A 22,524-nucleotide genomic window follows, 5' to 3' on the forward strand; every position below is an offset into this window, starting at 1 on the left:
AACCAGATGCAGCGGCCCGGAACGCCGTAGCATCCATCACTGTCCCTCGTTCCGTGACTTGCGCCCGCCGGATTTCCGCTGCGGGCGCTTTTTTGCCGTGCTATGCGGATGGCATGACAACAAACCCGTCAGATGACCTGCTTCGTCGCGTGCTGCGCCAGTCCAAGAGTTTTGCCTGCGTCGGTGTCAGCCCGAACCCGGTGCGGCCCAGTCACTACGTGGCGCGATACCTCAAGCTCAAAGGCTACCGTGTGGTGCCCGTCAATCCGGGGCAGGCCGGAAAGGAGTTGTTCGGCGCGACCTGTGTGGCGGACCTGTCCGAGATCGAGGGCGGGGTGGATGTGATCGACATCTTCCGCCGCCCCGAGGCCGTCCCCGAGATCGTGGATGCAGCGCTTGCCATGGAGCCACGCCCCAAGGTGATCTGGATGCAGATCGGGGTCGAACATCCCGAGGCGGCTGCGAAGGCCGAGGCCGAAGGGCTGACGGTGATCCAGAACCGCTGTCCAAAGATCGAATATCAGCGCCTCTTCGGCGAATTGCGCATGGGCGGATTCGCGACGGGAATCATCAGTTCCAAGCTCTGACCGGATCGGTCAGCGGCGGGCCTTTTCCTCGATGCCCGAGGTGCCCTCGCGCCGTTCCAACTCGGCATAGACATCGGCCAGGGCCACGTCGCGCGAGGCGAGCATGACGAGGAAGTGGTAAAGGACGTCCGCGGCCTCGCTCGTCAGCCGCTCGCGGTCGCCCCGGGCGGCCTCGATGATCGCTTCCACGGCCTCTTCTCCGAATTTCTCGGCGGCTTTCTTGGGGCCGCGGGCCAGCAGCTTCGCCGTCCAGGAGGATTTCGGATCGGCGCCCTTGCGGGATTCGATCGTTGCGGCCAGTCGTTCCAGCGTACTCATGTCAGCCTCATGGGGATGCCCGCCGCGGCCATATGGGCCTTGGCCTCGGCAATGGTGTAGGTCCCGAAATGAAAGATCGATGCGGCGAGCACCGCGCTGGCATGGCCTTCGGTCACGCCCTCGACCAGGTGATCGAGCGTGCCGACACCGCCAGATGCAATCACCGGCACCGGAACCGCATCGGCAATGGCGCGGGTCAGCGGGATGTTGAAGCCCTGTTTCGTGCCATCCCGATCCATCGAGGTCAGCAGGATTTCCCCCGCACCCTTGGCCACGATCGTTTTGGCGAACTCCACGGCATCAATGCCGGTCGGTTTGCGCCCGCCATGGGTGAAGATTTCCCATTTGCCGGGGGCGACCGTCTTGGCGTCGATGGCGCAGACGATGCACTGGCTGCCGAACTTGTCCGCAGCGCGGGCGACGACATCCGGGTCGGCCACGGCGGCGGAGTTGAAACTGACCTTGTCCGCGCCTGCCAGGAGCAGGTTGCGCACATCCTCGACGGTGCGCACACCGCCGCCGATTGTCAGCGGCATGAAGCAATGCTCGGCCGTTCGGGTGGCGAGGTCATACATCGTCCCGCGATTCTCGTGCGTCGCGTGGATGTCGAGGAAACACAGCTCGTCCGCGCCGGCGGCATCATAGGCCTGCGCCTGTTCCACCGGGTCGCCGGCATCGATCAGGTCGACGAAGTTCACGCCTTTCACGACGCGCCCATCGGCGACATCGAGGCAGGGGATGATGCGGGTCTTGAGCATGGGACTGAACTACGCGATCGCAGGGGAAGGGGGAAGCGTGTTCGCGCGCAACAGGCTCATCCGAGTGCTGCCAACGCGTCTGCAAGGTCCAGGGCGCCGTCATAAAGCGCCCGCCCCGAGATCGCGCCAGAGATCACGCCCGTGTCGCGCAGGGCCACGAGGTCGGCCAGCGACGACACGCCGCCAGAGGCGATCACCGGGATCGAGGTGGCCCGCGCCAGATCGGCCGTGGCCTGAACGTTCGGACCGCCCATCGCGCCGTCGCGGTCGATATCGGTATAGATGATCGCCGCGACACCGGCGTCTTCGAAGCTCTTGGCGAGGTCGGTCGCCATGACATCGGTTTCCTCGGCCCAGCCCTTGGTCGCGACGCGGCCATTTCGGGCGTCGATCCCAACCGCGACCTGGTCGGGAAAGGAGGCGGCGGCGTGCCAGACAAGGTCGGGGTCCTCGACCGCGACGGTGCCCAGGATCACGCGGGCGATCCCCTTGTTCAGCCACATCTCGATCGTCTCCAGGTCGCGGATCCCGCCGCCCAGTTGCGTCGGCACGCTGGTTGCCTCGAGGATCGCTTCAACCGCCGCGCCATTGACGGGTTCCCCGGCGAAGGCGCCGTTCAGGTCGACAAGGTGCAACCATTGGCAGCCCGCATCCTGAAACGCCCGCGCCTGCGCTGCGGGGTCGGTGTTGAACACGGTCGCCTTGTCCATCTCGCCGCGCAGCAGGCGAACGGCGGCTCCGTCTTTCAGGTCGATGGCGGGATAGAGGATCATGGTGCAGTTCCGGGCTTGGGTGGGACGTCGCCGTGCTTTTGCACCCTGGAACGCGGCGGGGCAAGCCGGCCTTTCGAGGCGCGCGGTGCGCGATCCCGCCGCCACGTCAACCTTGCCAGATCGCGTGAATTGACCGCACCCTTTGGCCGGAGGAGATTTTGGGAGGAGATCCAGATGAAGAAACTGGCTTTGGGCCTTGCCCTTGTCATGGGGCTGGCAGGCACCGCATCGGCCGATATCGCCGAAGGGATTTGGCAAACCCAACCCGATGACGGAGCCTTCGCCTTTGTCCGTATGAGCACCTGTGGCAGCGCCGTTTGCGGGACCATCATCCGCACCTTCGACGAAACAGGCGAGTATCAATCCGAGAATATCGGCCGCCAGATCGTGATCGACATGGTGCCGCAGGGCGATGGGCAATACGAGGGCTCGGTTTATCGTCCGGCGAATGACCGGATCTATATCGGCCGGATGGAAGTCGAGGGCGACCGCCTGAATTTGCGCGGATGCGTTGCGGGTGGCCTGTTTTGTGCGCGCCAAACCTGGGTGCGCGTCCAGTAAGGTGATTTGGGTCGCGACAAAGAGGGCGCCACGCGGCGCCCTTTTTCGTCAGGGACGCCAGCTCAGGAAATTCGCGATCAGGTTCAGGCCCGCGCGTTGGCTCTTTTCGGGGTGGAACTGCGTGCCCACCACGGTGTCCTTGCCCACGATGGCCGTGACCGGCCCGCCGTAATCGGCATGGGCGAGCAGCGTGTCAGGGTCATCGACGCGCATGGCGTAGGAATGCACGAAATAGGCGTGATCGCCCGTCTGAAGCCCGTCCAGCACCGGATGGGGCCGATCAATCACCAGATCGTTCCAGCCCATGTGGGGGACCTTGAGCGACGGATCCGACGGCTCGATCCGAACCACCTCACCGGGGATCCAGCCAAACCCTTCGACATCCTCGTATTCCCGGCCCCAGCTGGCCAGCATCTGCATGCCGACGCAGATGCCAAGGAAGGGGACGGCGCGCGCCTCGACCGCGTCGATCAGGGCCTCTTCCAACCCGTCGAAGCCGCGCAGTCCCCGGCGGCAGGCCGGGAAGGCCCCGTCTCCGGGCAGCACGACCCGGTCGGCGCGGGCCACCAGATCGGGGTCGGACGTGACGATCACCGGGCCTGCACCCGTTTCGGCGGCCATGCGCTGGAACGCCTTTTCCGCCGAGTGCAGGTTGCCCGAGTCGTAGTCGATCAGGACGGTGGTCATCGGCCTACAAGCTGCCTTTGGTCGAGGGGATCGCGTCGGATTTGCGCGGGTCGGCCTCCAGCGCGTCCCGCAGCGCGCGGGCGACGGATTTGAAGGCCGCTTCGGCGATGTGATGGCTGTTGATCCCGTGCAGCGCATCGACATGCAGCGTGATGCCGCCATGGGTCGACAGCGCCTGGAAAAACTCGCGCACGAGTTCCACGTCAAACGTGCCGATCTTCTGCGTCGGGAATTCCACGTTCCACACCAGGTAGGGGCGGCCGGAGAGGTCCAGCGCCGTGCGCACCAATGCGTCATCCATCGGCAACAGGCAGGCGCCGTAGCGCAGGATGCCGCGTTTGTCGCCCATCGCTTGCGTCAAGGCCTGGCCGAGCGTGATGCCCACATCCTCGACCGTATGGTGGTCGTCGATATGCAGATCACCCTCTGCCATGATCTTCATGTCGATCAGGGCATGGCGCGCCAACTGGTCCAGCATGTGGTCGAAGAACCCCACACCGGTCTGGTTGTCGTAGCTGCCGGTGCCATCGAGGTCGATCTCGACGGTGATCGCCGTCTCGGCGGTCTTGCGGGTGATCTGGGCGGTGCGCATCGGGGTTTCTCCCTTGTCTCGCGGGCGCTTATAGGCGTGCTGCGGCGGTTGGGAAAGCCTCAGAGCCCCATAAGATCGAAATAGGCCGCCGCGACCTCGTCCCAGCGGTAGCGGCGCGCTGCGATTTCCGCGAGGGCCGCGCCCATGGCGGTCGCGGTCTGCGGTCGCCACAGGTCCGGCAGCAGGCGGGCGAGGCTTTGAGCGTCATCAAACGTCGCGGCCTGGTTTTCGGTCGTGGCACGGTTATACGCGCAGTCAAAGACCGCAATCGGTCGCCCGAACGGCATCATCTCGACAAGCGATGGGTTCGTGCCGCCGGCAGAATGGCCGTGGACGTAGACATTGGCACGCTCCCGGATGGCACGCAGGCGGCCGGCCTCGTGTTGCGCATCCAGCAAGAAGAGCTGGGGCGCGGGACCGTACCTGGCCTTGAGGGCGCGCCCGTGGGGCGTATCCTGCCAGTTCGAGACCACCACGAGGGGACGATCAGGGTAGGGCGCGAACGCCTCGAGGATCATCTCGAGGTTGTTCTCGGGTTCCGCGCGGGCAATGGCCAGGGCGTAGCTGTCGGGCAGGGCGAGGTCGGAAATATCTGCGGGCGTCGCGTCAAGGGCGTGATCCGCGCCGTAGGCGATGACGTGCGGTGTGCGGCCATAGCGGGTCTCGATTTCCTGGGCGATCGCAACGTTGTCGGCGATCACCTCATGCGCGTTGCGGACCGCACTGACCTCGGACCAGCGGAGAAAGCGCCGCGCCGCGTTGCCCCATTTCTCACGCCCCCATTCCCGCCCATCGATATTCACGATGAGGCGTGCCCGGCTTGTCCGCCGCAGAAGTGGGAGGGCCGCTGTCCCGGATGTGCCGAGCACGAGGATGCAGTCCGCGCGATCTCGCCCCCAAGCTTCAAGCGCCATCGAGGTGAAATCATAGGGGATGGATTGTATTCCGTTGGCCCGCAATGGCAGCGTCCTCAAACGCGCGCCGAGCCATGTTCGCGGCGGATGCTTGACGTTCCGCGGCGCGGGGCACCACACGGTGAACCGTTCGGCGATCCCCTGTCGTGCCGCGCAGCGGATCAATTGTTCGGCCAGGGTCTCGAAACCGCCATAGCGGGCCGGGACACCGTTTGTGCCCACGATGGCGACAGTCGGGGGTCGGGGGGCGGACAAAAGGGGGTGTTGCCGGTCTTGAGAAAAAAGGCCCGCAGCGCGAAAGGCGCCGCGGGCCACATTCACGAAGCTGCGTGGTTTCAGCTGCCGTCGGCTGCGAGACCGATGGCGATGCCGCCCAGGATCACGACGCCGCCGACGACGATGGCGCCCATCGGGATCGTGCTGAGGACCGGAAGGCCCTCGGCCTGGGTCGAGGCCGTGGTGTCCAGCGGCTGAATTTCCTGCGCCGCGACCGAGCCGGCCATGGCGATGACGGCGAGTGCGCCTGCGATGGTCTTTTTCATGGTCAGGTCTCCAAACCCAAATTCAAGTTGCATCTTTTATGCACAAAGCCTGCCGCGCTATCAACAGCCGCAGCGGGGAGGCTGGGGCAAAAAACGGATCATCGCCGCAGTTGCCGATATTTGCAGCAGCCTGTGGCAAGGCTGCCGCAGACTTGTGGGGCGCGCGCCCCGTCAGTCGGTCAGCCGGTCCAGCCGGATGCTGCCGACCTCGTCCGAGATCCACTGCTCCGATCGCCGAATCGTGCCCGAGGCCTCGACCCAGTAGCGGTTGGTGTAACTGTCGCCATCGGGGCGGCTGCAGGCCTCGGAGATCCGGGTGGTGGCATGGCTGCGCCCGACAATCTCGATGCCCGCCTGTCCCTCGACGGTCAATCGGCAGCGATGGATTTCACGCGCCTCGCGCAATTCGCCATCCAGGTAAACCATCGTGCGGTTAACCTCGGCGGGGCGGCGCGCGGCCAGCGCGTGGGCTGTGCCCGAGGCATCGGATGACATCAGGTCAAAGCCAAAGCCACGGGTCGCGCGCAACAGGCCTGCATAGCTCAGGGCAAGGCCAAGCCCCGCACTGTCTCGCCAACTGTCGACGCCGCGGTTGCGGCCGACGCGGGTCATCAGGCTGGCACCGGGCAGGGCGGTCAACTCGGCGGTCAACAGGGGCTGGCCGATGGCTTCGATGGTGGCGCGGTCCAGCGCCTGGCGTGGGTCGGACGGGGCGGCATCGCTGCCGCCGCCGAACGGGCCGAAGCCCGAGGCGACGCCACCCAGAACCGTGCCCAGCGGGCTTTCCTCGGCAGTGCCGCAGGCCGACAGCACAAGACAGGCCGCCGCCGCGCAAGCGACCAAGGGCCGGGGCAGGGAAATCAACGCCACAGCATCGCCTCCGTCTCTTCCAGAGCGGGTTGGTGATAGTCGAGGATCAGGTCGTGCAACCGCCCCTCCACCGACAAGCGCGCGCCGCCATCGCGCAGGATCGGGCGCAGCGTCGTCGTCTGCTCGGACCGCGACGAGGTGCCGGTGAACCAGCCGAGCGGCACGGTCAGTTCGATCCCCTTGTCGAAGGAGCCCTCGCCGAATTCGTCGAAGCTGACATCGGTGAAGGTCGCGAACGCCCCCACCCGCCAGCCATTGGCGAATTCGCGGTCCACCCGCAGGGTCGCGCCGTAATCGCCGGCCAGGTAGCGGCCGACATCCACCTGCCCGGTAAAATCGCCGAAGATCGGGAAATAGGCCGACACATGGCCCGAGGTCACCGAGTAATCCTGCAGGCCAAAGCCGCCGTCGAAATCGCGCCGCCAGACGTGGTTCAACTCGACCCCCAGCCCAAGGCGGCTGTCGACGCGTTGCCACAGCACCTCGGCCGAGGCGCCGGCGAACATGCGCTCCATGTAGCCAAAGGTCAGGCGGGTGTAGAGATCATCGCCCAGGCGCCCGTAATGCGACAGCGTCAGGCGGTCCAGCCGCGCCTCGCTTTCCTGGTAATAGAGCGCCGATTCCGAGCGGACCGGGAAGGGTCCGCCGGGCTCGACGCCATCCACCACACGCGCATCCGACAGGTTGCCGATCAGCGGCACGCGCAGCGCGCCCTCGGCGACGAAGCCGCGGCCGAACTCAAAGCGCGCCTGCGCCTCGAGCCCCAGGTCACCGCGGAACGGGGCGTCGGGGTCGAACAGCGCCGTCTCGATATAGGGGCCGATGCCCCAGGTCAGACGATCGGGTGCGGTGCCGCGAACGGTGATCGTGTCTGGGTCGCGCACCCGCCCGGCCGGTTCCACGTCGGCGCGCGCCAGAAGGCCCGAGGCCCCGTTCACGTCATGCTCCAGCCCCTCGACATCCGAACGGTTCACCCGCACGCGGCTGGCATCGGCGCCGTTGACGATGAAGATGACCTCGAATACTTCGACCGAGTTGGGCATGGTCACGCTGAGCACGCGCAGCACGCGGCCAAGCGCCATCGCTTCCTGGCCGTAGCGGATGTTGCGCACGCGGATCGTGGCGCGCTGCGGATCGAGCGACAGCGACACCAATTCCAGCCCGCCGTCTTCCTCGAACAGGCGTTCGACATTGTCACGCAGGATCGGTGGGCCATCGGGCTGCGACACCCAGCTTGTCGCGTAGGGTTCGGCGCTGAGGGGGCGCGGGCGCACCGGTTCTGGCGCGGCGTCGACGGTGCCGTTGAACGCGCCGCGGCGGGGGTTGGTGCTGAGCGAATAGCTGAGCCCGAACGTGGTGCCGTAAAGGTAATGCGCCCCGATGGTGCCATAGCGGCCCATGTCATAGGTGGCCCCGAGATTGATCGGGCTCTCGATCTCGATCACGCCATCGGCGGCCTCGGCGGTGTAGAGGTCGGTGGAATATTCCAACTGCAGCCTCAGGCGGTCGCTCGCCTGGTATTCGACCCCGCCGAACACCGCCGCGTCGCCGCGAAAGAACTGGTCGAAATTGACCGTGCCGCCAAGGCCGAAATCCCGCGGCGGGCGGTCGCCCAGGCCAAAAGGATTGGCAAAGCCGTCCCGCTCGCCCAGGCGGCCGAAACCCAGGCCCGCCGTGACCGCCAGCCGGTCATCGGCGCCGAAATGGCGGGTCGCCACGATATATTCGCCGCCATAGACGCCGGTGCCCGCGATGTCTCGAATGCCCACGGCCAGCGACGGCCACCAGCTCTCCTCCTCGAGGATCTGCCAGTGCAGATCAAAGCTGCGATCGAGGTAGTAATCCTGGTTGATCGGCGTGCTGTCCGGCGTGAATTCGGGGATCGCGGCGTAGCGGAACGTTGCGGTCAGGCGCGGCATCACCTGGAACGCGATCGTGCCGCGCAGGGTGCCATCGACATAGGAGCCGGTCAGCGAAAGGTCGGCATCCGGCATCACGTTTGCGGTGGGCATGTCGATAAGGCCCGGAAGGCCGTAATAGTTCAGCGTCGGCATCTGCGAGAGCGTGTCTGCAGACGCAGCAGGCGCAAGGACCCCGTGCGCGAAACAGCTGATGCCAAGGCAAACGACAAGCCGCGTTCGAACCATTCGGACAGTTTCCCCGTGTGACGCGCCGCAGAAAGCTGTCCCTTCGAAAAGGCTCGCGCAACGCTTCTGGTGTCATGTGTAGCTTGAACACGGCGAAAAGGCACAGCCACGCCTTGGAACGCGTCAAAAGGCCGGCGCATAGTTGCAACACGCCCACAGACGCACACGGCGAGGGGCCCCCGAAGCGGGGATCTACTCTACTGCAATCGTCGATTTTCGGCTGGAGTGCGGTTCTCCGATGGGTCGTCGGAGAAATTGGAGCGGGTGATGAGATTCGAACTCACGACCCTTACCTTGGCAAGGTAATGCTCTACCCCTGAGCTACACCCGCTCTGTGAGGCGTGTATCTATAAAGAGTTTTTCCGGGGCGCAAGAGGGGATTTTCCCATTTTTGCATTTCGGGCGATTTCTTCGCCGGATCTTACGCAACATCATGATAAATAACAATTCTCCTGCGGGCGTGTCTTGGGTGCCCTCGCGCAGACGCCCGGCGGCGCTGCGGTTTGCTGGTGCCTGAGTCTCTTGCGGGCGATTGGGTCACGGACATTCATGCGCCCTGCAAAGCGGTTTTCCGGGACCACCCGCGAAAGCGGAGGGGACGCGGCGTCGCGGCAAGTGTCCGGGGAGTATTTGCCCCCAGCGAGGTCACGATCGTGATCCACGCATGTGCAGGATTGGCGTGCTTGACCGATCAGGATCGGGGGGCGCACAGTCGATCCGCATGTTGCCAGGGGGATTTCATGAATTTCTCGAAAACGATATTGGCCGCTGCGGTGTCGCTTGTTCCTGCCATGGGCATGGCGCAATCCCTGCTCAGCCCGACCTCCATCACCGTTCAACGCTATGACGCGATCCCCAATTTCTCGGGCGACAGCGGCATTTTCTGCTGCGCCACCCATGTGCACCGCTCGGGGGAGGCGGCGGATTACTACCATATCCGAATGGGGTTCGACGTGGCCTTCTCCGACGCAGTGGACCGCGTCTCGATCAACTCGTCCGACATCCTGCTCATGTTTCCGGGCGCCGAAGAAGGCTTGCGCGCGATTGGGCATTTCGACCACATGCCTGTCTATGAACCGGGCGCGACGTCGATCTATGCCCGCCGCCCCCGGGATTTCCCGGCCGAGACCGAGCAGGCCTTTCTGGATGCCGTCTGGGTCGTGCCCGAGGGGGTGACCAGCGCCACGATGCAGATCGGCGACCCCGAGGATGGCAATGTCTTGAACGTGCCCTTGGATCTCGATGTCGGTGTGACCAGCGTCTTGCGGCCCGCCGCGACCTTGTCGATGGCGGTCTCGGGCGTGGGCGTGACCGACATGCTGACGCTGGAAGAGCGTTTCAACGGGCAGGATGTGCCCGGAACGATCCGACCGACTGGCCCGGGTCGGTTGATGCAGGTCGACCTCACCCTGACGCCCGCGATGTCCACAGACACCGATGCGCAGGCGGGTGAGAACCAGTTCTTCTTCTACTCGGACTGGATCGGCGTGACGGGGCCGGATGGCCTGCCGCTCATGCCGGTGGGGTATGAAACCGGGCGATCCTACCGCGTCCACTGGTCCACCTCGATCAGTTGGGAGGACCAGCCGCGCGGTTCGGACTTCACACTCTACTTCCTCGGACGCGCCGAGCCGGGTGTCTACCGGGTCTATTACCTGTCGGACAAGGTCGCCGAATTCCGGATCGAGTAGCGGTTCAAGGCCGGTCGATCACATTGATGTAACCAAAGTGGCGGCCTCTTCTGCATGACGATCTCGGCAAATATATTCCGCCGCGAAGGCATGGTGCCTTCGGCTCGCGGCCCGCATATGGGCCGCATTTCTGGACCTGAAAATGACACGCTTCTTTCTGCTGCTCGTTGCCACCATGGCATTCACGGGTAACGCTGCTGTCGCGCAAACCATGTTGGAAGACACCGACGGGGATGGCGCATATTCCTATGAGGAGATGCTGGCGGCTTATCCCGATCTGACGCAGGAGCTGTTCGACGAGGCCGACGCGAACGCGGACGGCGCCATCGACGCTGATGAACTGGCCGCCGCCCGCGAAGGTGGTCTGTTCCCGGCCTGACCGCGCCCTGTTCGGTCGCTTCGATCGCATGAAAAAGGCCGCTGCGAGAGGATCGCAGCGGCCGATTTTTCGCGGATGTCCAGCGCGCTTACGCTTCGAATTCCACCAGCAGGTCCTTGGCGTCGATCTGGGCGCCGGCGGTGACATGGACCGCCTTGACCACCGCGTCGCGGTCGGCGTGAATGCCGGTTTCCATCTTCATCGCTTCGATTGTCATCAGCAGATCGCCCTTCGTGACCACCTGGCCCGCCGAGGTGCTGATCGAGGCAACCACACCGGGCATCGGCGCACCGACATGGGCGGCGTTTCCGGTCTCTGCCTTGGGCCGCTTCGCTTGCGTGGCCGCCGCCTTGCGGTTCGGCACGCGGATGGTGCGCGGCTGGCCGTTCAATTCGAAGAACACCTTCACCTCGCCATCGTCGGTGGTCTCGCCCACGGCCTGCAACTGGATCACCAGCGTCTTGCCCGGGTCGATCTCGGCCTCGATCTCCTCGCCCGGTTCCATGCCGTAGAAGAAGGTCTTGGTGGGCAGGGTGCGGACAGGGCCGTAATCCTTGTGGCGGTTGGTGTAGTCGGTGAAGACCTTGGGATACATGAGATACCCCATGAGGTCCTCGCCATCGATCGCGACCTCGAGCTGGTCTTCCAGATCGCCCCGGGTCTTTTCCAGGTCCACCGGGTCGAGGTGCTTGCCGGGCCGGTCCGTCTGGGGCTTTTCGCCCTTGAGCACCTTTTTCACGATCGCATCGGGGAAGCCGCCCGGCGGCTGGCCGAGATTGCCGCGCATCATGTCGATCACGCTGTCGGGGAAAGAGACGTCTTTCTTGGGGTCCTCGACATCGGCGCGGGTCAGGCCCTGGCTGACCATCATCAACGCCATGTCGCCCACCACCTTGGACGACGGCGTGACCTTCACGATATCGCCGAACATCTGGTTCACGTCAGCGTACATCTGCGCGACCTCGTGCCAGCGATCTTCCAGCCCCATCGAGCGCGCCTGCGCCTTGAGGTTGGTGAACTGGCCGCCCGGCATCTCGTGCAGGTAGACCTCGGAGGCGGGGGCCTGAAGGCCGGACTCGAAGGCGGCATATTGCGTGCGCACGGCCTCCCAATAGTCGCTGATCTCGCGGATCGCCGCGATGTCGAGGCCGGTGTCGCGGTCGGTGTGGCGCAGCGCCTCGACCACCGTGCCAAGCGTCGCCTGGCTGGTGTTGCCCGACAGCGCATCCATCGCGCAATCGACCGCGTCCACCCCGGCGCGCGACGCGGCAAGGATCGTGCCGCAGGCGACGCCCGCCGTGTCATGCGTGTGGAAATGGATCGGCAGATCGACCGCATCCTTCAGGGCAGGGATCAGCACCTCGGCGGCCGAGGGTTTCAGAAGCCCCGCCATGTCCTTGAGGCCAAGGATATGCGCGCCGGCCTTTTCCAGCTCTTTCGCCATGGCGACGTAGTATTTCACGTCATACTTGGCGCGATCCGGGTCCATCACGTTGCCGGTGTAGCAGATCGTGCCTTCGCAGATCTTGCCGGACTCGACCACGGCATCCATGGCGACGCGCATGTTCTCGACCCAGTTCAGGCTGTCGAAGACACGGAACACGTCGACGCCGCTTTCGGCGGCCTGCGCGACGAAGCCCTGCACCACGTTGTCGGGATAGTTGGTGTAGCCCACCCCGTTCGAGGCGCGCAGGAGCATCTGCGTCATGATGTTGGGCATGGCCGCGCGGATGTCGCGCAGACGCTGCCACGGGCATTCCTGCAAGAAGCGGTAGGCCACGTCGAAGGTCGCACCGCCCCAGCATTCCACGCTGAACAACTCGGGCAGGTTCGCCGCGTAGACAGGCGCGGCCTTGATCATGTCGATCGAGCGCATCCGCGTGGCCAGCAGCGACTGGTGCCCGTCACGCATCGTGGTGTCGGTGATCAGCAGGCGGTCTTGCGCCTTCATCCAATCGGCAACGGCCTTGGCGCCCTTCTCTTCAAGCAATTGCAGCGTGCCTGCCGGCGGCGTCTCGGCCCACAGCGCGGGCGGTTTGGGCGGTTTCGCATCGGCCGGGGGCAGGGGACGGCCCGCCGTTTCGGGGTGCCCGTTGACGGTGATGTCCGCGATGTAGCGCAAGATGCGCGTCGCCCGGTCCCGGCGCGGGCGGAAGTCGAACAGTTCCTCGGTCTCGTCGATGAACTTGGTCGTGTACTGGTAGTTCAGGAAGGTCGGGTGTTTCAGCAGGTTGATGACGAAGTCGATATTGGTGCTGACCCCGCGGATGCGAAACTCGCGCAGGGCGCGGTCCATCCGGGCGATGGCGGCCTCGGGCATCGGGGCCCAGGCCGTGACCTTTTCAAGAAGGCTGTCGTAATAGCGGGTGATGACCGCACCGGAATAGGCTGTGCCGCCATCGAGGCGAATGCCCATGCCCGTCGCGCCGCGATAGGCGGTGATGCGGCCATAGTCGGGGATGAAGTTATTGGTCGGATCCTCGGTCGTGACGCGGCATTGGATCGCATGTCCGTCCAGCGTCACGTCATACTGGCACGCCACGCCCGTCGCCGTGGTCAGCGACTTGCCCTCGGCAATCAGGATCTGGGCGCGCACGATATCGATACCGGTCACTTCCTCGGTGACGGTGTGTTCCACCTGCACGCGCGGGTTCACCTCGATGAAGTAGAAGGCGCCGGTATCCATATCCATCAGGAATTCGACCGTGCCTGCGCATTCGTAATTCACGTGCTCGCAGATCTTTTTGCCGAGGCGGCAGATCTCTTCGCGTTGCGTCTCGGAAAGATACGGGGCGGGTGCGCGCTCCACCACCTTCTGGTTCCGGCGCTGCACCGAGCAGTCGCGTTCGTAGAGGTGGTAGATATTGCCTTCCTTGTCGCCGAGGATCTGCACCTCGACGTGGCGGGCGCGGGTGATCATCTTCTCGAGATAGCCCTCGCCGTTGCCGAAGGCGGCCTCGGCTTCGCGGCGGCCTTCGCGCACCTTTTCCTCCAGCTCGTCGGCGCTGTGGATCGGGCGCATGCCGCGCCCGCCGCCGCCCCAGCTGGCCTTGAGCATCAGCGGGTAGCCGATGGTGTCAGCCTCGGCACGGATAGCGTCCATGTCGTCGCCCAGAACCTCGGTTGCCGGGATGACGGGGACGCCCGCCTCCATGGCCACTTTGCGCGCGCTGGCCTTGTCGCCCAGTTTGCGCATCGTCTCGGCCTTTGGGCCGATGAAGGTGATTCCAGCCTCGGTGCAGGCATCCACGAAATCGGGGTTTTCGGACAGAAGGCCATAGCCCGGATGGATCGCATCGGCGCCCGCCATCTTGGCCACGCGGATGATCTCGGGGATCGAGAGATAGGCCGCAACGGGACCAAGGCCTTCGCCGATCTTGTAGGCCTCGTCCGCCTTGAAGCGGTGCAGGCTCAGCTTGTCCTCGTCGGCGTAAATGGCGACGGTGCGTTTGCCCAACTCGTTGGCCGCGCGCATCACGCGAATGGCGATTTCGCCGCGGTTCGCGATGAGGATTTTCTTGAAATCAGTCATTTGGGCGCAGGCCTCCATCTCCCGGATGCAGAATGTGTAAGCGGCGTGAAAGGTTGGGGCAACTGCACAGAAGTCGCGGGGGCGCGGTCAGTCGGCAGGTTGCATCCCACGCGCGGCGAGCGCGTCCAAGCTCTGCGCACCGATTTGCGCCATGTTCGATACCATGTCCTTTGCGAGGATGTCGTGCAGATGCGACGGCCCCTGCCGCCCCAACGCGCCGAGCGCGTAGTGCCAGGGGCGGCCCATCATGACGAAATCCGCACCCGTGGCGAGGGCCCTCATGATGTCGAGCCCCCCTTCGATCCCGCTATCGAACAGGATCGGCAGATCGGTCGCAGAGCGGATTTCCGGCAATACGTCGATCGAGGCCGGGGCACCGTCGAATTGCCGCCCGGCATGGTTCGAGACCCAGACCGCATCGACACCCTCGGCTGCGGCGCGGATGGCGACCTCGGGCTCCATCACGCCCTTCAGGATCAGCGGGCCGTCCCACTTCTCGCGCAGCGCCGCGACATAGTCCCAATCCGGGGCCGCGCGCAGCAGGTAGCCCACATGCGCGGTCGAGGGCAGGGGGCCGGTCTTTTTCTGGTCCGCGTAGGAATCCATCAGCCGCATCCGCGGCATGCCGCTGGCCTGGATGCCAAGCGCCCAGGCCGGGCAGCGCGCGACCTGCAACAACAGGCGCGGCGTCAGGCGAGGGGGCTGGACCAGCCCGCCCCGCGTCTGCCTTTCGCGGCGCGAAGCGGCGGGCACATCGACGGTCAGGACAAGCGCCCTGAACCCGGCCTCCCGCGCGCGGCGCAGCATGTCGTCGCGGATCTCGGGCGATTTGGGCGGGTACATCTGGAACCAGCCATGGTCTCCGATCTGGCCCTTCAACTCGTCCGGTGTCCGCGTCGCCACGGTGGACAGCGTGTAGGGAATACCCGCGCGGGCCGCGTGGCGGGCAAGGATGCGCTCGGCCTCGGGCCAGATCAGGCCGGACATGCCAAGCGGTGCGATGCCGAAGGGCACCGGGAACTCCTCGCCGAACAGCGTGGTGGACAGGTCTGGCGTGATCTCGCCGCGCAGGGCCGCGGGGCGGAACAACACCTTGTCGAGCGCCGCGCGGTTGCGCTCGGCGATCTTTTCCGACCCGGTTGCGCTGTCGAGATATTCCCAGACGAAATGGGGAATGCGGCGACGGGCGCGGGCCTTGAGATCGGACAGGGCGGGAAAGCGGCTGTGCAGGTCCATTACGCCGAGATGATCGTCTTGCGCCGCGCTTGTCCAGTGGCGAGCCATCGAAAAACCTGTTGCCTCCGCCGGATTTGAGTGCGGTTGGAACAATCTGCGAACAAACCTTTAACAAGCGCGGTGTCCGACCTATGATCAGCCCATGAGCAGTTTCGACGATTCCGACGCTTTCGAGGCGGCCTCGGCCGCGTCCCTGTCCGCGCGCGCAATGGCGGCGCGCCCGATGCCGCATCTGGACGGGCTGAATCCCGCGCAGCGCGAGGCCGTCGAGCAGATGGAGGGGCCGGTCCTGATGCTGGCGGGGGCTGGCACCGGCAAGACCAAGGCGCTGACTGCGCGGATCGCGCATCTTTTGGCCACCGGGACGGCCCGCCCGAACGAGGTTCTGGCCGTGACCTTCACCAACAAGGCCGCGCGCGAGATGAAAAATCGTATCGGCGCGCTGATGGGGCAGGCGGTCGAGGGGATGCCGTGGCTGGGCACCTTTCACGCGATCTGCGTGAAGCTCTTGCGCCGCCACGCCGAACTTGTGGACCTGAAATCGAATTTCACGATCCTCGATACCGATGACCAGGTTCGGCTGATGAAACAGCTGATCAACGCCGCCGGCATCGACGAGAAACGCTGGCCCGCGCGGCAGCTGGCCGGCATCATCGACGGCTGGAAAAACCGCGCGCTGACGCCCGACAAGGTGCCGGCTGCGGATGCGGGCGCATTCAACCGGCGTGGCCCGGAGCTTTACGCGCAATACCAGGCGCGGCTGATCGAGTTGAATGCGGTCGATTTCGGCGACCTTCTGCTGCATGTCATCCGCATTTTCCAGGAGAACGAGGACCTGCTGGCGCAATACCAGCGCTGGTTCCGCTACATCCTCGTGGACGAATACCAGGATACGAACGTCGCCCAATACCTGTGGCTGCGGCTGTTGGCGCAGGGGCATTCCAACATCTGCTGCGTGGGGGATGACGACCAGTCGATCTATGGCTGGCGCGGGGCCGAGGTGGGCAACATCCTGCGCTTCGAAAAGGATTTTCCAGGCGCGAAGGTGGTGCGGCTGGAGCAGAACTATCGCTCGACCGGGCATATCCTTGCGGCGGCCAGCGGTGTGATCGAGGCCAACAAGGGCCGGTTGGGCAAAACGCTCTGGACCGAGGGCGAGGACGGCGAAAAGGTCCGCCTGATCGGCCATTGGGACGGCGAGGAAGAAGCACGCTGGATCGGCGAAGAGATCGAGGCGATGGGTCAGGGCACCCGGGGCATGGACCCGATCGGCCCCAATGACATCGCGATTCTCGTTCGCGCCAGCCACCAGATGCGTGCCTTCGAGGATCGGTTCCTGACCATCGGTCTGCCCTACCGCGTGATCGGTGGCCCGCGCTTTTACGAGCGGATGGAGATCCGCGACGCGATGGCCTATTTCCGCGTCGTGGTCAGCCCCGAGGATGACCTCGCCTTCGAGCGGATCGTGAACACGCCCAAGCGCGGCCTTGGCGACAAGGCGCAGGCAACCATCCAGCGCATGGCGCGCAGCAATGGCGTCAGCCTGCTGGAAGGCGCGCGGCTGGCGGTCGAGGCCAAGGCGCTGTCCGGCAAGGGCCTGAAGGAACTGGCGCGGCTGGTGGACCAGGTCCACCATTGGCGCGCCTTGATGCAAGGCGGATTGCGGCAGGTGGGCCCGATGGATGACCTGATCGAAGAGGATCGCCCCGCCGCCGACGCGCTCAGCCATATCGAACTGGCCGAGGTGATCCTGGACGAGTCCGGCTACACGGCGATGTGGCAAAACGACAAGACGCCCGAGGCGCCGGGGCGGCTGGAAAACCTCAAGGAACTCGTGAAGGCCCTTGAATCCTTTGAAAACCTGCAAGGGTTCCTCGAACATGTCAGCCTGATCATGGACAACGAGCAGGATGACAATGAGCCGAAAGTGACACTCATGACGCTCCACGCCGCCAAGGGGCTGGAGTTTCCGGCGGTGTTCCTGCCGGGATGGGAAGACGGGTTGTTCCCCTCGCAACGCTCGATGGACGAGACCGGGCTGAAAGGGTTGGAGGAGGAGCGCCGCCTTGCCTATGTGGGCATCACGCGGGCCGAAGAGGTTTGCACGATCTCGTTTGCGGGCAACCGCCGCGTCTATGGTCAGTGGCAAAGCCAGCTTCCCAGCCGGTTCATCGACGAACTGCCCCAGGCGCATGTCGAGATCCTGACCCCACCGGGCCTGCATGGTCACCAGGGCGGGATGGCGGCGAGCGCAAGTCCCGTGTCCGGTATGATGCGCGGCAGCGATTTGCAGGAAAAGGCCGCGCGCGCGGATGTCTACAACTCCCCGGGCTGGAAACGGTTGCAGCAGAATCAAGGCCGGTTCGGAATGCGCCAGCCGTCCGAGGCCAAGAACGTCACCATCGACGCCGAGGCGGTCAGCGCCTTCACCGTCGGCGACCGCGTCTTTCACCAGAAATTCGGCTATGGCGAGGTGATCTCGGTGGAGGGCGACAAGCTGGGCATTGCCTTTGACAAGGCCGGCGAAAAGCATGTCGTCGGTCGTTTCGTCGTGGCGGCGGACTCCGCGGGTGACGTGCCCTTCTAGGTGGCATTTTAGGCATCTTCCCAGGCCGATTCACCAATCCGCAATGGGGCGTTGGTATTCCGGCGGTCGTTTCTGACCTCGCCGGGGGGCTGCCTTGCCTATCGTCTTCACTGCTCTGGACAATGAATTCGCCGCGTCGACCGGCGACAATGTCTATGCGATGGGCGACAGCAGCATTTTCGACTATCCGCCAACTGCCACGAACGACCTGACGATCACCGCCGCGCCGGACGACCCGTCACCCTACACCTTCGAGGTGGGCGACACCTATCACCTGTCCTGGGACGGAATGGGCGGGGGCGGCGACTTCGAGGCGACGGTTATTCGGTCGGATCCGATCGGCGTGGGCGGCGATAGCGGCCATGCGGTCGTCTTCGAGATGGTGGACGATGCGGGCGACGCGGTCCAGGTCGTCTGGACGCCCGAATTCGATCTCGAAAGCTGGTATTTCGACAATTTCAACGGCGGCGTCTCGCCCGGGTTCTACACCGCCGACCAGAACCCGGCCGAGTACCTGACCTATGTCTGTTTCGCCGCGGGCACGCTGATCTCGGCGCCGCGCGGAACCGTCGCGGTGGAGCGGCTGCAGCCGGGGGATCGTGTCCGCACCCTCGATCATGGGACGCAGCCGATCCTGTGGGTCGGAAAAAAGGAGGTCAGCGCGCGAGGTGACATGGCGCCTGTCTGCTTCGAGGCCGGGGCGATCGGAAACCGGAGGGCCTTGCGCCTGTCGCCACAGCACCGGGTGCTGATGCGCGGCGCCCGGGTCGAGATGATGTTCGGTGTGCCCGAGGTGCTGCTGCCCGCGCGCGCCTTCCTCGGGCTGCCGGGCGTCAGCCAAAAGCGTGCTCGATGGGTGACCTACGTCCATCTCCTGTTCGAGCGGCACGAGATCGTTTGGGCGGAGGGCGCGCCCTGTGAAAGCCTTCTATTGGGCGAAATGGCCGTGGCGCGGCTGTCTCCGCCTGCCGATCTGGGCTTGCGAGAGGCGGGCGCGCTGATGCCCGAGGTTCTTGCCCACCCACGGATGGGCCGAATGAACGCCGCGCGGCCCGTGTTGCGCCTGCGTGAAGCCTCGGCGCTTTTGGGGCGTGCCGTGCCGCGATTGCGGCGGCGGGCGGTGCCCTCGATGCTCTAGCCGAATCCGCCGGACAGGATCGGCCAGAGCGAGGCGACCAGCAACAGCGCCATCGTGATGTTGAACGCCCTGAGCCGCCCCGGGCCGTCCAGCCAACGGCGCAACTGCGTTCCGCCCCAGGCCCAGACGGTGACCGATGGCAGATTCGTTGCGGCGAACACCAGGGCAACCGCAAGGGCCCCGGCCCAGGTGACGCCGAGAATGCCGGCTTCGGGGGCGAAGTTGGTCTGCGCGTAGATCGCCATATACCAGGCCTTGGGGTTGACCCATTGAAACGCCGCGGCTTGAAGGAAGGTCAGCGGACGGCCCTTGGCCACGTCCTCGGCCTCGGGCGGGGGCGCTGCATTGGCGATCTTCCACGCGAGATAGACGAGGTAGACCGCACAGCCTGCCATCAGGGTCGGGCGCACCCATGGCAGCATTTCGAACAGCCCGATCAGCCCTAGCCCCACCAGAGAGGTCATCAGGGCATGCCCCAGCGAGATGCCCAGCATGTGCGGCACCGTCCGGCGCAGCCCGAAATTCGCGCCGGAGGCCAGAAGCATGATGTTGTTCGGCCCCGGGGTAATCGATGCCGCGAAGGCGAAGAGGATCAGCGCTGTCAGAAGATCGGGTGTCATGCGGCGCAATCTATGCGCGCCGCTGCGGAATGAAATTGCAAACCTTGCCGTTGAGCGGGTAGTTTTGCAATCCATGGGCAATTTGGACGCAAAAGACCGCCAAATATTGCGCGAACTGTCGCGCGACGGACGAATCTCCAATCTCGACCTGGCCGAACGTGTGGCCTTGTCGCCCTCGGCCACGTTGCGCCGGGTGCAGGCGCTGGAAAAGGCGGGCGTGATCCGCGGGTATCGCGCGGTGCTCGATCCCGCCGCGATGGGGGTCGGTTTCGTGGCCTATATCGCGGTTGGTTTGAACGAGCATACGAAAGCCGCGCAAGAGGCGTTCGAACGCGCCATGGCGCAGGCCGACGAGGTGCGCGAGTGCCACAACATCACCGGCAGCGTGGAATACCTGCTGCGGGTCGAGGTGGCGGATCTTGGCGCCTACAAGCGATTCCATACCGATGTGCTGGGCAGCTTGCCGCAAGTGGCGACCCTGCAAACCTATGTCGTGATGGGCTCCCCCAAGGACGACCGCGCCTGACAGGGACCGAAAAAGAGAAAGGCGGCGGATGACCCGAGGGAGGAGGAGGGTCAGCCGCCGCCTTTTGTTATCGGCCCCCGAATGGGAGGAGGAGGGGCACCGATGACGTCCGGGAGGGAGGATCCCGGTATTGAGCGGCGGTGATCCTCAAGGGAGGAGGAGAGGATCACCGCCTGAGTACCGGCCCCCAAGGGAGGGGAGGGGCGCCGATGCCGTTTGGGGCTGCAAGGCCCCGGAATTTTTCGGCGGTGACCCTCAAGGGAGGAGGAGAGGATCACCGCCGCTGTCACGACCCCTGATGGGAGGAGGGGGCCGATCTTTTGCCCGGAGGGAGGATCCGGGCGGATTGTGCGGACGCATCCAAGGGAGGAGGGGGATGCGCCCCGCGACGCTGGCCTCTGAAGGGAGGAGGTGAGGCCAGCGAATTCCGTGTTCGAACGTTCAGACGTCCTTGCCGTAAGCGGCTTCGAGCGCTGCGCGACGCAGTATCGAGCGGTTCAGGCCCAGATCGGCCAATTCGCGCCCCGACAGGCCTTGAAGCTCGGCCAGCGTACGGCGATACAGACGCCAGGTCGCGTAGGCTTCGGAGGCTTGCTGCCAGATTTCGCCCAGGCGGCTGCCCAGTGCGACGTTGCTGCGGTTGCTCGAAACAAATGCCATGTTTCCGATCCTTGCGTTTTTTGCCGGAGGCGGCCGTGGAACTGCCGCGCGTCCTGCTCGGTGTAGTGCTCGGGGCCGCGCCCCTGTTGAGGAAGAAGATAGGCGAATGCTGCGAGTGCACAATGAACAAGGCTTCAACGCCGCTATGCAGAAAATGCATACATCATGCTGACCTATTTTCCCCTACGTAAACGGGCCTTTGCATGATTGCAGGGGGTGCATTCGGGGATCCGCAGTTCCGCCGGTTTTTCGGCGGCGTGTTCTTCGCGGTGCAGGCGATCTGGATCCAGAGGGTGACCATTTCCTGGCTCGCGTGGGAGAGGACGGGCTCTGCCGAGTTCGTCGGCCTGGTGGCAAGCCTCAGCCTTGCACCGACCCTTGTGGCAGGTCCGCTGTTCGGTGTGCTGGCCGACCGCGTCAACATCCGGCGGGCGGCGCTTGTGACCAATGGCGGCATGGCGGCGGTGTTGGCGGCGCTGGCCATTGCCTTGCCCATCGCCGGACCGCTGGCGCTTGCGCTGGCTGCTCTGGGTGTCGGCGTGATCTCGGCCGCGCATCACCCGGTGCGCATGTCGCTTGGCCCCCGACTTGTCCCGGCGGACATGGTGCAGCACGTGGTGTCGGTCACGGCGCTCAACTTCAACCTGGCGCGACTTGTGGCGCCGGTCGCTGCCGGTTGGATCATCGCGGGGTTCAGCGGCGCGGTCGCGCTGTGGGTCGCGGTGGCCTGCTATGTCCCGATGCTGGCCGTTCTGCCGGGCTTGCGCCCAAGGGATCTGCCGCCGCGCGCGCGTGCGCCGTTCCTGACCGAATTGCGGGAAGGGGTGTTCTATGCCTGGCGCACGCCGCTGATCCGGCGCGCCTTGCTGATCACGTTGGTCTTCGCGACGCTCGTGCGTGGCGCCCTGGAGGTCTTGCCCGTGTTGGCCGACGGGGCCTTCGGTCGTGGCGCGGCGGGTCTGGGCATGTTGACGGCGGCGGCCGGGGCCGGGGCGCTGTCGTCGGCCTTGCTGAAAGCATTCGGCGCCGGGGCGGTCGGCGCGCGCATCCCACCGGCGGTTTATATTGCGGTCGTCCTGGGTTTTGCTGCCGTGATCGGGATGGGCTTGGCCCCTGTCTGGCCGCTGGCCCTGGCCGCGACGGCCGTGACGGGGTTCTGTGCGACATGGTGTGGCGTCAGTTTGCAGGCCGCGATCCAGACGGAATTGCCCGATGCCTACCGGGGCCGGGTGATGTCGCTTTGGGTGGTGGTCGGTTTCGGCACGGTGGCCATCGGCGCGCTGTCCATCGGGGCGCTGGCCGAGCGGTTGGGCATCGGGACTGCGCTGGCCGTGGCAGGGGGCGTGGGGATGCTTCTGGCCGCGATCATCTTTCTGGGGGGTGCGCGCCGCTGACTTGTGCCCTAT

Annotated in this window: 21 protein-coding genes and 1 tRNA gene; 8 read left to right on the forward strand and 14 right to left on the reverse strand. The window is 65.2% G+C overall.

Annotated features, from left to right (window positions below; genetic code table 11):
- Nucleotides 1-113: 113 nt before the first annotated feature.
- Complete coding sequence (locus ABD923_RS03200; protein WP_259546716.1) at nucleotides 114-587, forward strand: CoA-binding protein; 474 nt, start codon at nucleotides 114-116, stop codon at nucleotides 585-587.
- 9 nt (nucleotides 588-596) lie between these two features.
- On the opposite strand, the gene ABD923_RS03205 is transcribed toward ABD923_RS03200, so the two are convergent.
- Genes ABD923_RS03205 through hisA form a run of 3 tightly spaced genes read right to left on the reverse strand, consistent with a single transcriptional unit; the run spans nucleotide 597 to nucleotide 2,436 of the window.
- Nucleotides 597-905, reverse strand: coding sequence for a phosphoribosyl-ATP diphosphatase (locus tag ABD923_RS03205; protein WP_222188409.1), 309 nt, complete (start codon nucleotides 903-905; stop codon nucleotides 597-599).
- Complete coding sequence (gene hisF / locus ABD923_RS03210) at nucleotides 902-1,663, reverse strand: imidazole glycerol phosphate synthase subunit HisF (RefSeq protein WP_222188407.1); 762 nt, start codon at nucleotides 1,661-1,663, stop codon at nucleotides 902-904. Before hisF ends, ABD923_RS03205 begins: the two co-directional genes overlap by 4 nt.
- 56 nt (nucleotides 1,664-1,719) lie before the next feature.
- On the reverse strand, nucleotides 1,720-2,436 hold the full coding sequence (hisA, locus tag ABD923_RS03215) for a 1-(5-phosphoribosyl)-5-[(5-phosphoribosylamino)methylideneamino]imidazole-4-carboxamide isomerase (protein WP_259546715.1): 717 nt from the start codon (nucleotides 2,434-2,436) through the stop codon (nucleotides 1,720-1,722).
- A gap of 174 nt (nucleotides 2,437-2,610) precedes the next feature.
- Between hisA and ABD923_RS03220 the strand changes: the two genes are divergently transcribed.
- A complete protein-coding gene (locus tag ABD923_RS03220; RefSeq protein WP_259546714.1) occupies nucleotides 2,611-2,997 on the forward strand; it encodes a DUF2147 domain-containing protein in 387 nt (128 codons plus the stop codon).
- 48 nt (nucleotides 2,998-3,045) lie between these two features.
- Here ABD923_RS03220 and hisH read toward each other — a convergent pair whose 3' ends face one another.
- The 7 genes from hisH to ABD923_RS03255 form a co-directional block, all read right to left on the reverse strand.
- Nucleotides 3,046-3,684: an imidazole glycerol phosphate synthase subunit HisH gene (hisH, locus tag ABD923_RS03225; protein WP_259546713.1), complete on the reverse strand. Its 639-nt coding sequence runs from the start codon at nucleotides 3,682-3,684 to the stop codon at nucleotides 3,046-3,048.
- A 4-nt stretch (nucleotides 3,685-3,688) separates the two neighbouring features.
- Nucleotides 3,689-4,276, reverse strand: coding sequence for an imidazoleglycerol-phosphate dehydratase HisB (gene hisB / locus ABD923_RS03230; RefSeq protein ID WP_259546710.1), 588 nt, complete (start codon nucleotides 4,274-4,276; stop codon nucleotides 3,689-3,691).
- 59 nt (nucleotides 4,277-4,335) lie between these two features.
- The gene (locus tag ABD923_RS03235) at nucleotides 4,336-5,412 is read right to left on the reverse strand and encodes a DUF1972 domain-containing protein (RefSeq protein WP_259546708.1); all 1,077 of its coding nucleotides are present in this window, start codon (nucleotides 5,410-5,412) and stop codon (nucleotides 4,336-4,338) included.
- A gap of 113 nt (nucleotides 5,413-5,525) precedes the next feature.
- On the reverse strand, nucleotides 5,526-5,732 hold the full coding sequence (locus ABD923_RS03240; RefSeq protein ID WP_222188395.1) for a hypothetical protein: 207 nt from the start codon (nucleotides 5,730-5,732) through the stop codon (nucleotides 5,526-5,528).
- A 171-nt stretch (nucleotides 5,733-5,903) separates the two neighbouring features.
- A complete protein-coding gene (locus ABD923_RS03245) occupies nucleotides 5,904-6,602 on the reverse strand; it encodes a YjbF family lipoprotein (RefSeq protein WP_259546707.1) in 699 nt (232 codons plus the stop codon).
- On the reverse strand, nucleotides 6,593-8,656 hold the full coding sequence (locus tag ABD923_RS03250) for a YjbH domain-containing protein (protein WP_259546706.1): 2,064 nt from the start codon (nucleotides 8,654-8,656) through the stop codon (nucleotides 6,593-6,595). The genes ABD923_RS03245 and ABD923_RS03250 overlap by 10 nt, the downstream gene beginning before the upstream one ends.
- A 349-nt stretch (nucleotides 8,657-9,005) precedes the next feature.
- A tRNA-Gly gene (locus ABD923_RS03255) sits at nucleotides 9,006-9,080 on the reverse strand.
- A gap of 409 nt (nucleotides 9,081-9,489) precedes the next feature.
- Here ABD923_RS03255 and ABD923_RS03260 point away from each other — a divergent pair.
- Nucleotides 9,490-10,440 carry a hypothetical protein gene (locus tag ABD923_RS03260; protein WP_259546705.1) on the forward strand — a complete coding sequence of 317 codons (951 nt, stop codon included), beginning with the start codon at nucleotides 9,490-9,492 and terminating at the stop codon, nucleotides 10,438-10,440.
- Nucleotides 10,441-10,582: 142 nt separating this feature from the next.
- A complete protein-coding gene (locus tag ABD923_RS03265) occupies nucleotides 10,583-10,819 on the forward strand; it encodes an EF-hand domain-containing protein (protein ID WP_259546704.1) in 237 nt (78 codons plus the stop codon).
- Between the two features lie 88 nt (nucleotides 10,820-10,907).
- Here ABD923_RS03265 and ABD923_RS03270 read toward each other — a convergent pair whose 3' ends face one another.
- Both ABD923_RS03270 and ABD923_RS03275 read right to left on the reverse strand, forming a co-directional pair.
- Complete coding sequence (locus ABD923_RS03270) at nucleotides 10,908-14,351, reverse strand: pyruvate carboxylase (protein ID WP_259546703.1); 3,444 nt, start codon at nucleotides 14,349-14,351, stop codon at nucleotides 10,908-10,910.
- Between the two features lie 87 nt (nucleotides 14,352-14,438).
- Entirely contained in the window at nucleotides 14,439-15,587 is a 1,149-nt protein-coding gene (locus ABD923_RS03275; protein WP_259546702.1) for an alpha-hydroxy acid oxidase, read from the reverse strand.
- 142 nt (nucleotides 15,588-15,729) lie between these two features.
- Between ABD923_RS03275 and ABD923_RS03280 the strand changes: the two genes are divergently transcribed.
- On the forward strand, nucleotides 15,730-18,174 hold the full coding sequence (locus ABD923_RS03280) for an ATP-dependent helicase (protein WP_259546701.1): 2,445 nt from the start codon (nucleotides 15,730-15,732) through the stop codon (nucleotides 18,172-18,174).
- 94 nt (nucleotides 18,175-18,268) lie between these two features.
- Nucleotides 18,269-19,312 carry a Hint domain-containing protein gene (locus ABD923_RS03285; protein ID WP_259546699.1) on the forward strand — a complete coding sequence of 348 codons (1,044 nt, stop codon included), beginning with the start codon at nucleotides 18,269-18,271 and terminating at the stop codon, nucleotides 19,310-19,312.
- On the opposite strand, the gene ABD923_RS03290 is transcribed toward ABD923_RS03285, so the two are convergent.
- The gene (locus ABD923_RS03290; RefSeq protein WP_259546697.1) at nucleotides 19,309-19,932 is read right to left on the reverse strand and encodes a LysE family translocator; all 624 of its coding nucleotides are present in this window, start codon (nucleotides 19,930-19,932) and stop codon (nucleotides 19,309-19,311) included. The genes ABD923_RS03285 and ABD923_RS03290 overlap by 4 nt on opposite strands.
- A gap of 73 nt (nucleotides 19,933-20,005) precedes the next feature.
- Between ABD923_RS03290 and ABD923_RS03295 the strand changes: the two genes are divergently transcribed.
- A complete protein-coding gene (locus tag ABD923_RS03295) occupies nucleotides 20,006-20,458 on the forward strand; it encodes an Lrp/AsnC family transcriptional regulator (RefSeq protein WP_259547429.1) in 453 nt (150 codons plus the stop codon).
- A 441-nt stretch (nucleotides 20,459-20,899) separates the two neighbouring features.
- On the opposite strand, the gene ABD923_RS03300 is transcribed toward ABD923_RS03295, so the two are convergent.
- Entirely contained in the window at nucleotides 20,900-21,118 is a 219-nt protein-coding gene (locus ABD923_RS03300) for a DUF1127 domain-containing protein (RefSeq protein WP_259546695.1), read from the reverse strand.
- Nucleotides 21,119-21,321: 203 nt separating this feature from the next.
- Between ABD923_RS03300 and ABD923_RS03305 the strand changes: the two genes are divergently transcribed.
- A complete protein-coding gene (locus tag ABD923_RS03305; protein WP_259546694.1) occupies nucleotides 21,322-22,512 on the forward strand; it encodes an MFS transporter in 1,191 nt (396 codons plus the stop codon).
- Nucleotides 22,513-22,524 lie beyond the last annotated feature (12 nt).

This window comes from [Roseibacterium] beibuensis (assembly GCF_039542305.1).
GTDB classification, from domain to species: Bacteria; Pseudomonadota; Alphaproteobacteria; order Rhodobacterales; family Rhodobacteraceae; genus Roseibacterium; species Roseibacterium beibuensis.

Coding starts and splice junctions, on each gene's coding strand:
- ABD923_RS03305 (WP_259546694.1), top strand. CDS start 21,322: ATGATTGCAGGGGGTGCATTCGGGGATCCGCAGTTCCGCCGGTTTTTC.
- ABD923_RS03260 (WP_259546705.1), top strand. CDS start 9,490: ATGAATTTCTCGAAAACGATATTGGCCGCTGCGGTGTCGCTTGTTCCT.
- hisH (WP_259546713.1), bottom strand. CDS start 3,684: ATGACCACCGTCCTGATCGACTACGACTCGGGCAACCTGCACTCGGCG.
- ABD923_RS03270 (WP_259546703.1), bottom strand. CDS start 14,351: ATGACTGATTTCAAGAAAATCCTCATCGCGAACCGCGGCGAAATCGCC.
- ABD923_RS03205 (WP_222188409.1), bottom strand. CDS start 905: ATGAGTACGCTGGAACGACTGGCCGCAACGATCGAATCCCGCAAGGGC.
- hisB (WP_259546710.1), bottom strand. CDS start 4,276: ATGCGCACCGCCCAGATCACCCGCAAGACCGCCGAGACGGCGATCACC.
- hisF (WP_222188407.1), bottom strand. CDS start 1,663: ATGCTCAAGACCCGCATCATCCCCTGCCTCGATGTCGCCGATGGGCGC.
- ABD923_RS03200 (WP_259546716.1), top strand. CDS start 114: ATGACAACAAACCCGTCAGATGACCTGCTTCGTCGCGTGCTGCGCCAG.
- ABD923_RS03265 (WP_259546704.1), top strand. CDS start 10,583: ATGACACGCTTCTTTCTGCTGCTCGTTGCCACCATGGCATTCACGGGT.
- ABD923_RS03280 (WP_259546701.1), top strand. CDS start 15,730: ATGAGCAGTTTCGACGATTCCGACGCTTTCGAGGCGGCCTCGGCCGCG.
- ABD923_RS03290 (WP_259546697.1), bottom strand. CDS start 19,932: ATGACACCCGATCTTCTGACAGCGCTGATCCTCTTCGCCTTCGCGGCA.
- ABD923_RS03300 (WP_259546695.1), bottom strand. CDS start 21,118: ATGGCATTTGTTTCGAGCAACCGCAGCAACGTCGCACTGGGCAGCCGC.
- ABD923_RS03275 (WP_259546702.1), bottom strand. CDS start 15,587: ATGGACCTGCACAGCCGCTTTCCCGCCCTGTCCGATCTCAAGGCCCGC.
- ABD923_RS03250 (WP_259546706.1), bottom strand. CDS start 8,656: ATGCCGACGCTGAACTATTACGGCCTTCCGGGCCTTATCGACATGCCC.
- hisA (WP_259546715.1), bottom strand. CDS start 2,436: ATGATCCTCTATCCCGCCATCGACCTGAAAGACGGAGCCGCCGTTCGC.
- ABD923_RS03220 (WP_259546714.1), top strand. CDS start 2,611: ATGAAGAAACTGGCTTTGGGCCTTGCCCTTGTCATGGGGCTGGCAGGC.
- ABD923_RS03295 (WP_259547429.1), top strand. CDS start 20,006: ATGGGCAATTTGGACGCAAAAGACCGCCAAATATTGCGCGAACTGTCG.
- ABD923_RS03240 (WP_222188395.1), bottom strand. CDS start 5,732: ATGAAAAAGACCATCGCAGGCGCACTCGCCGTCATCGCCATGGCCGGC.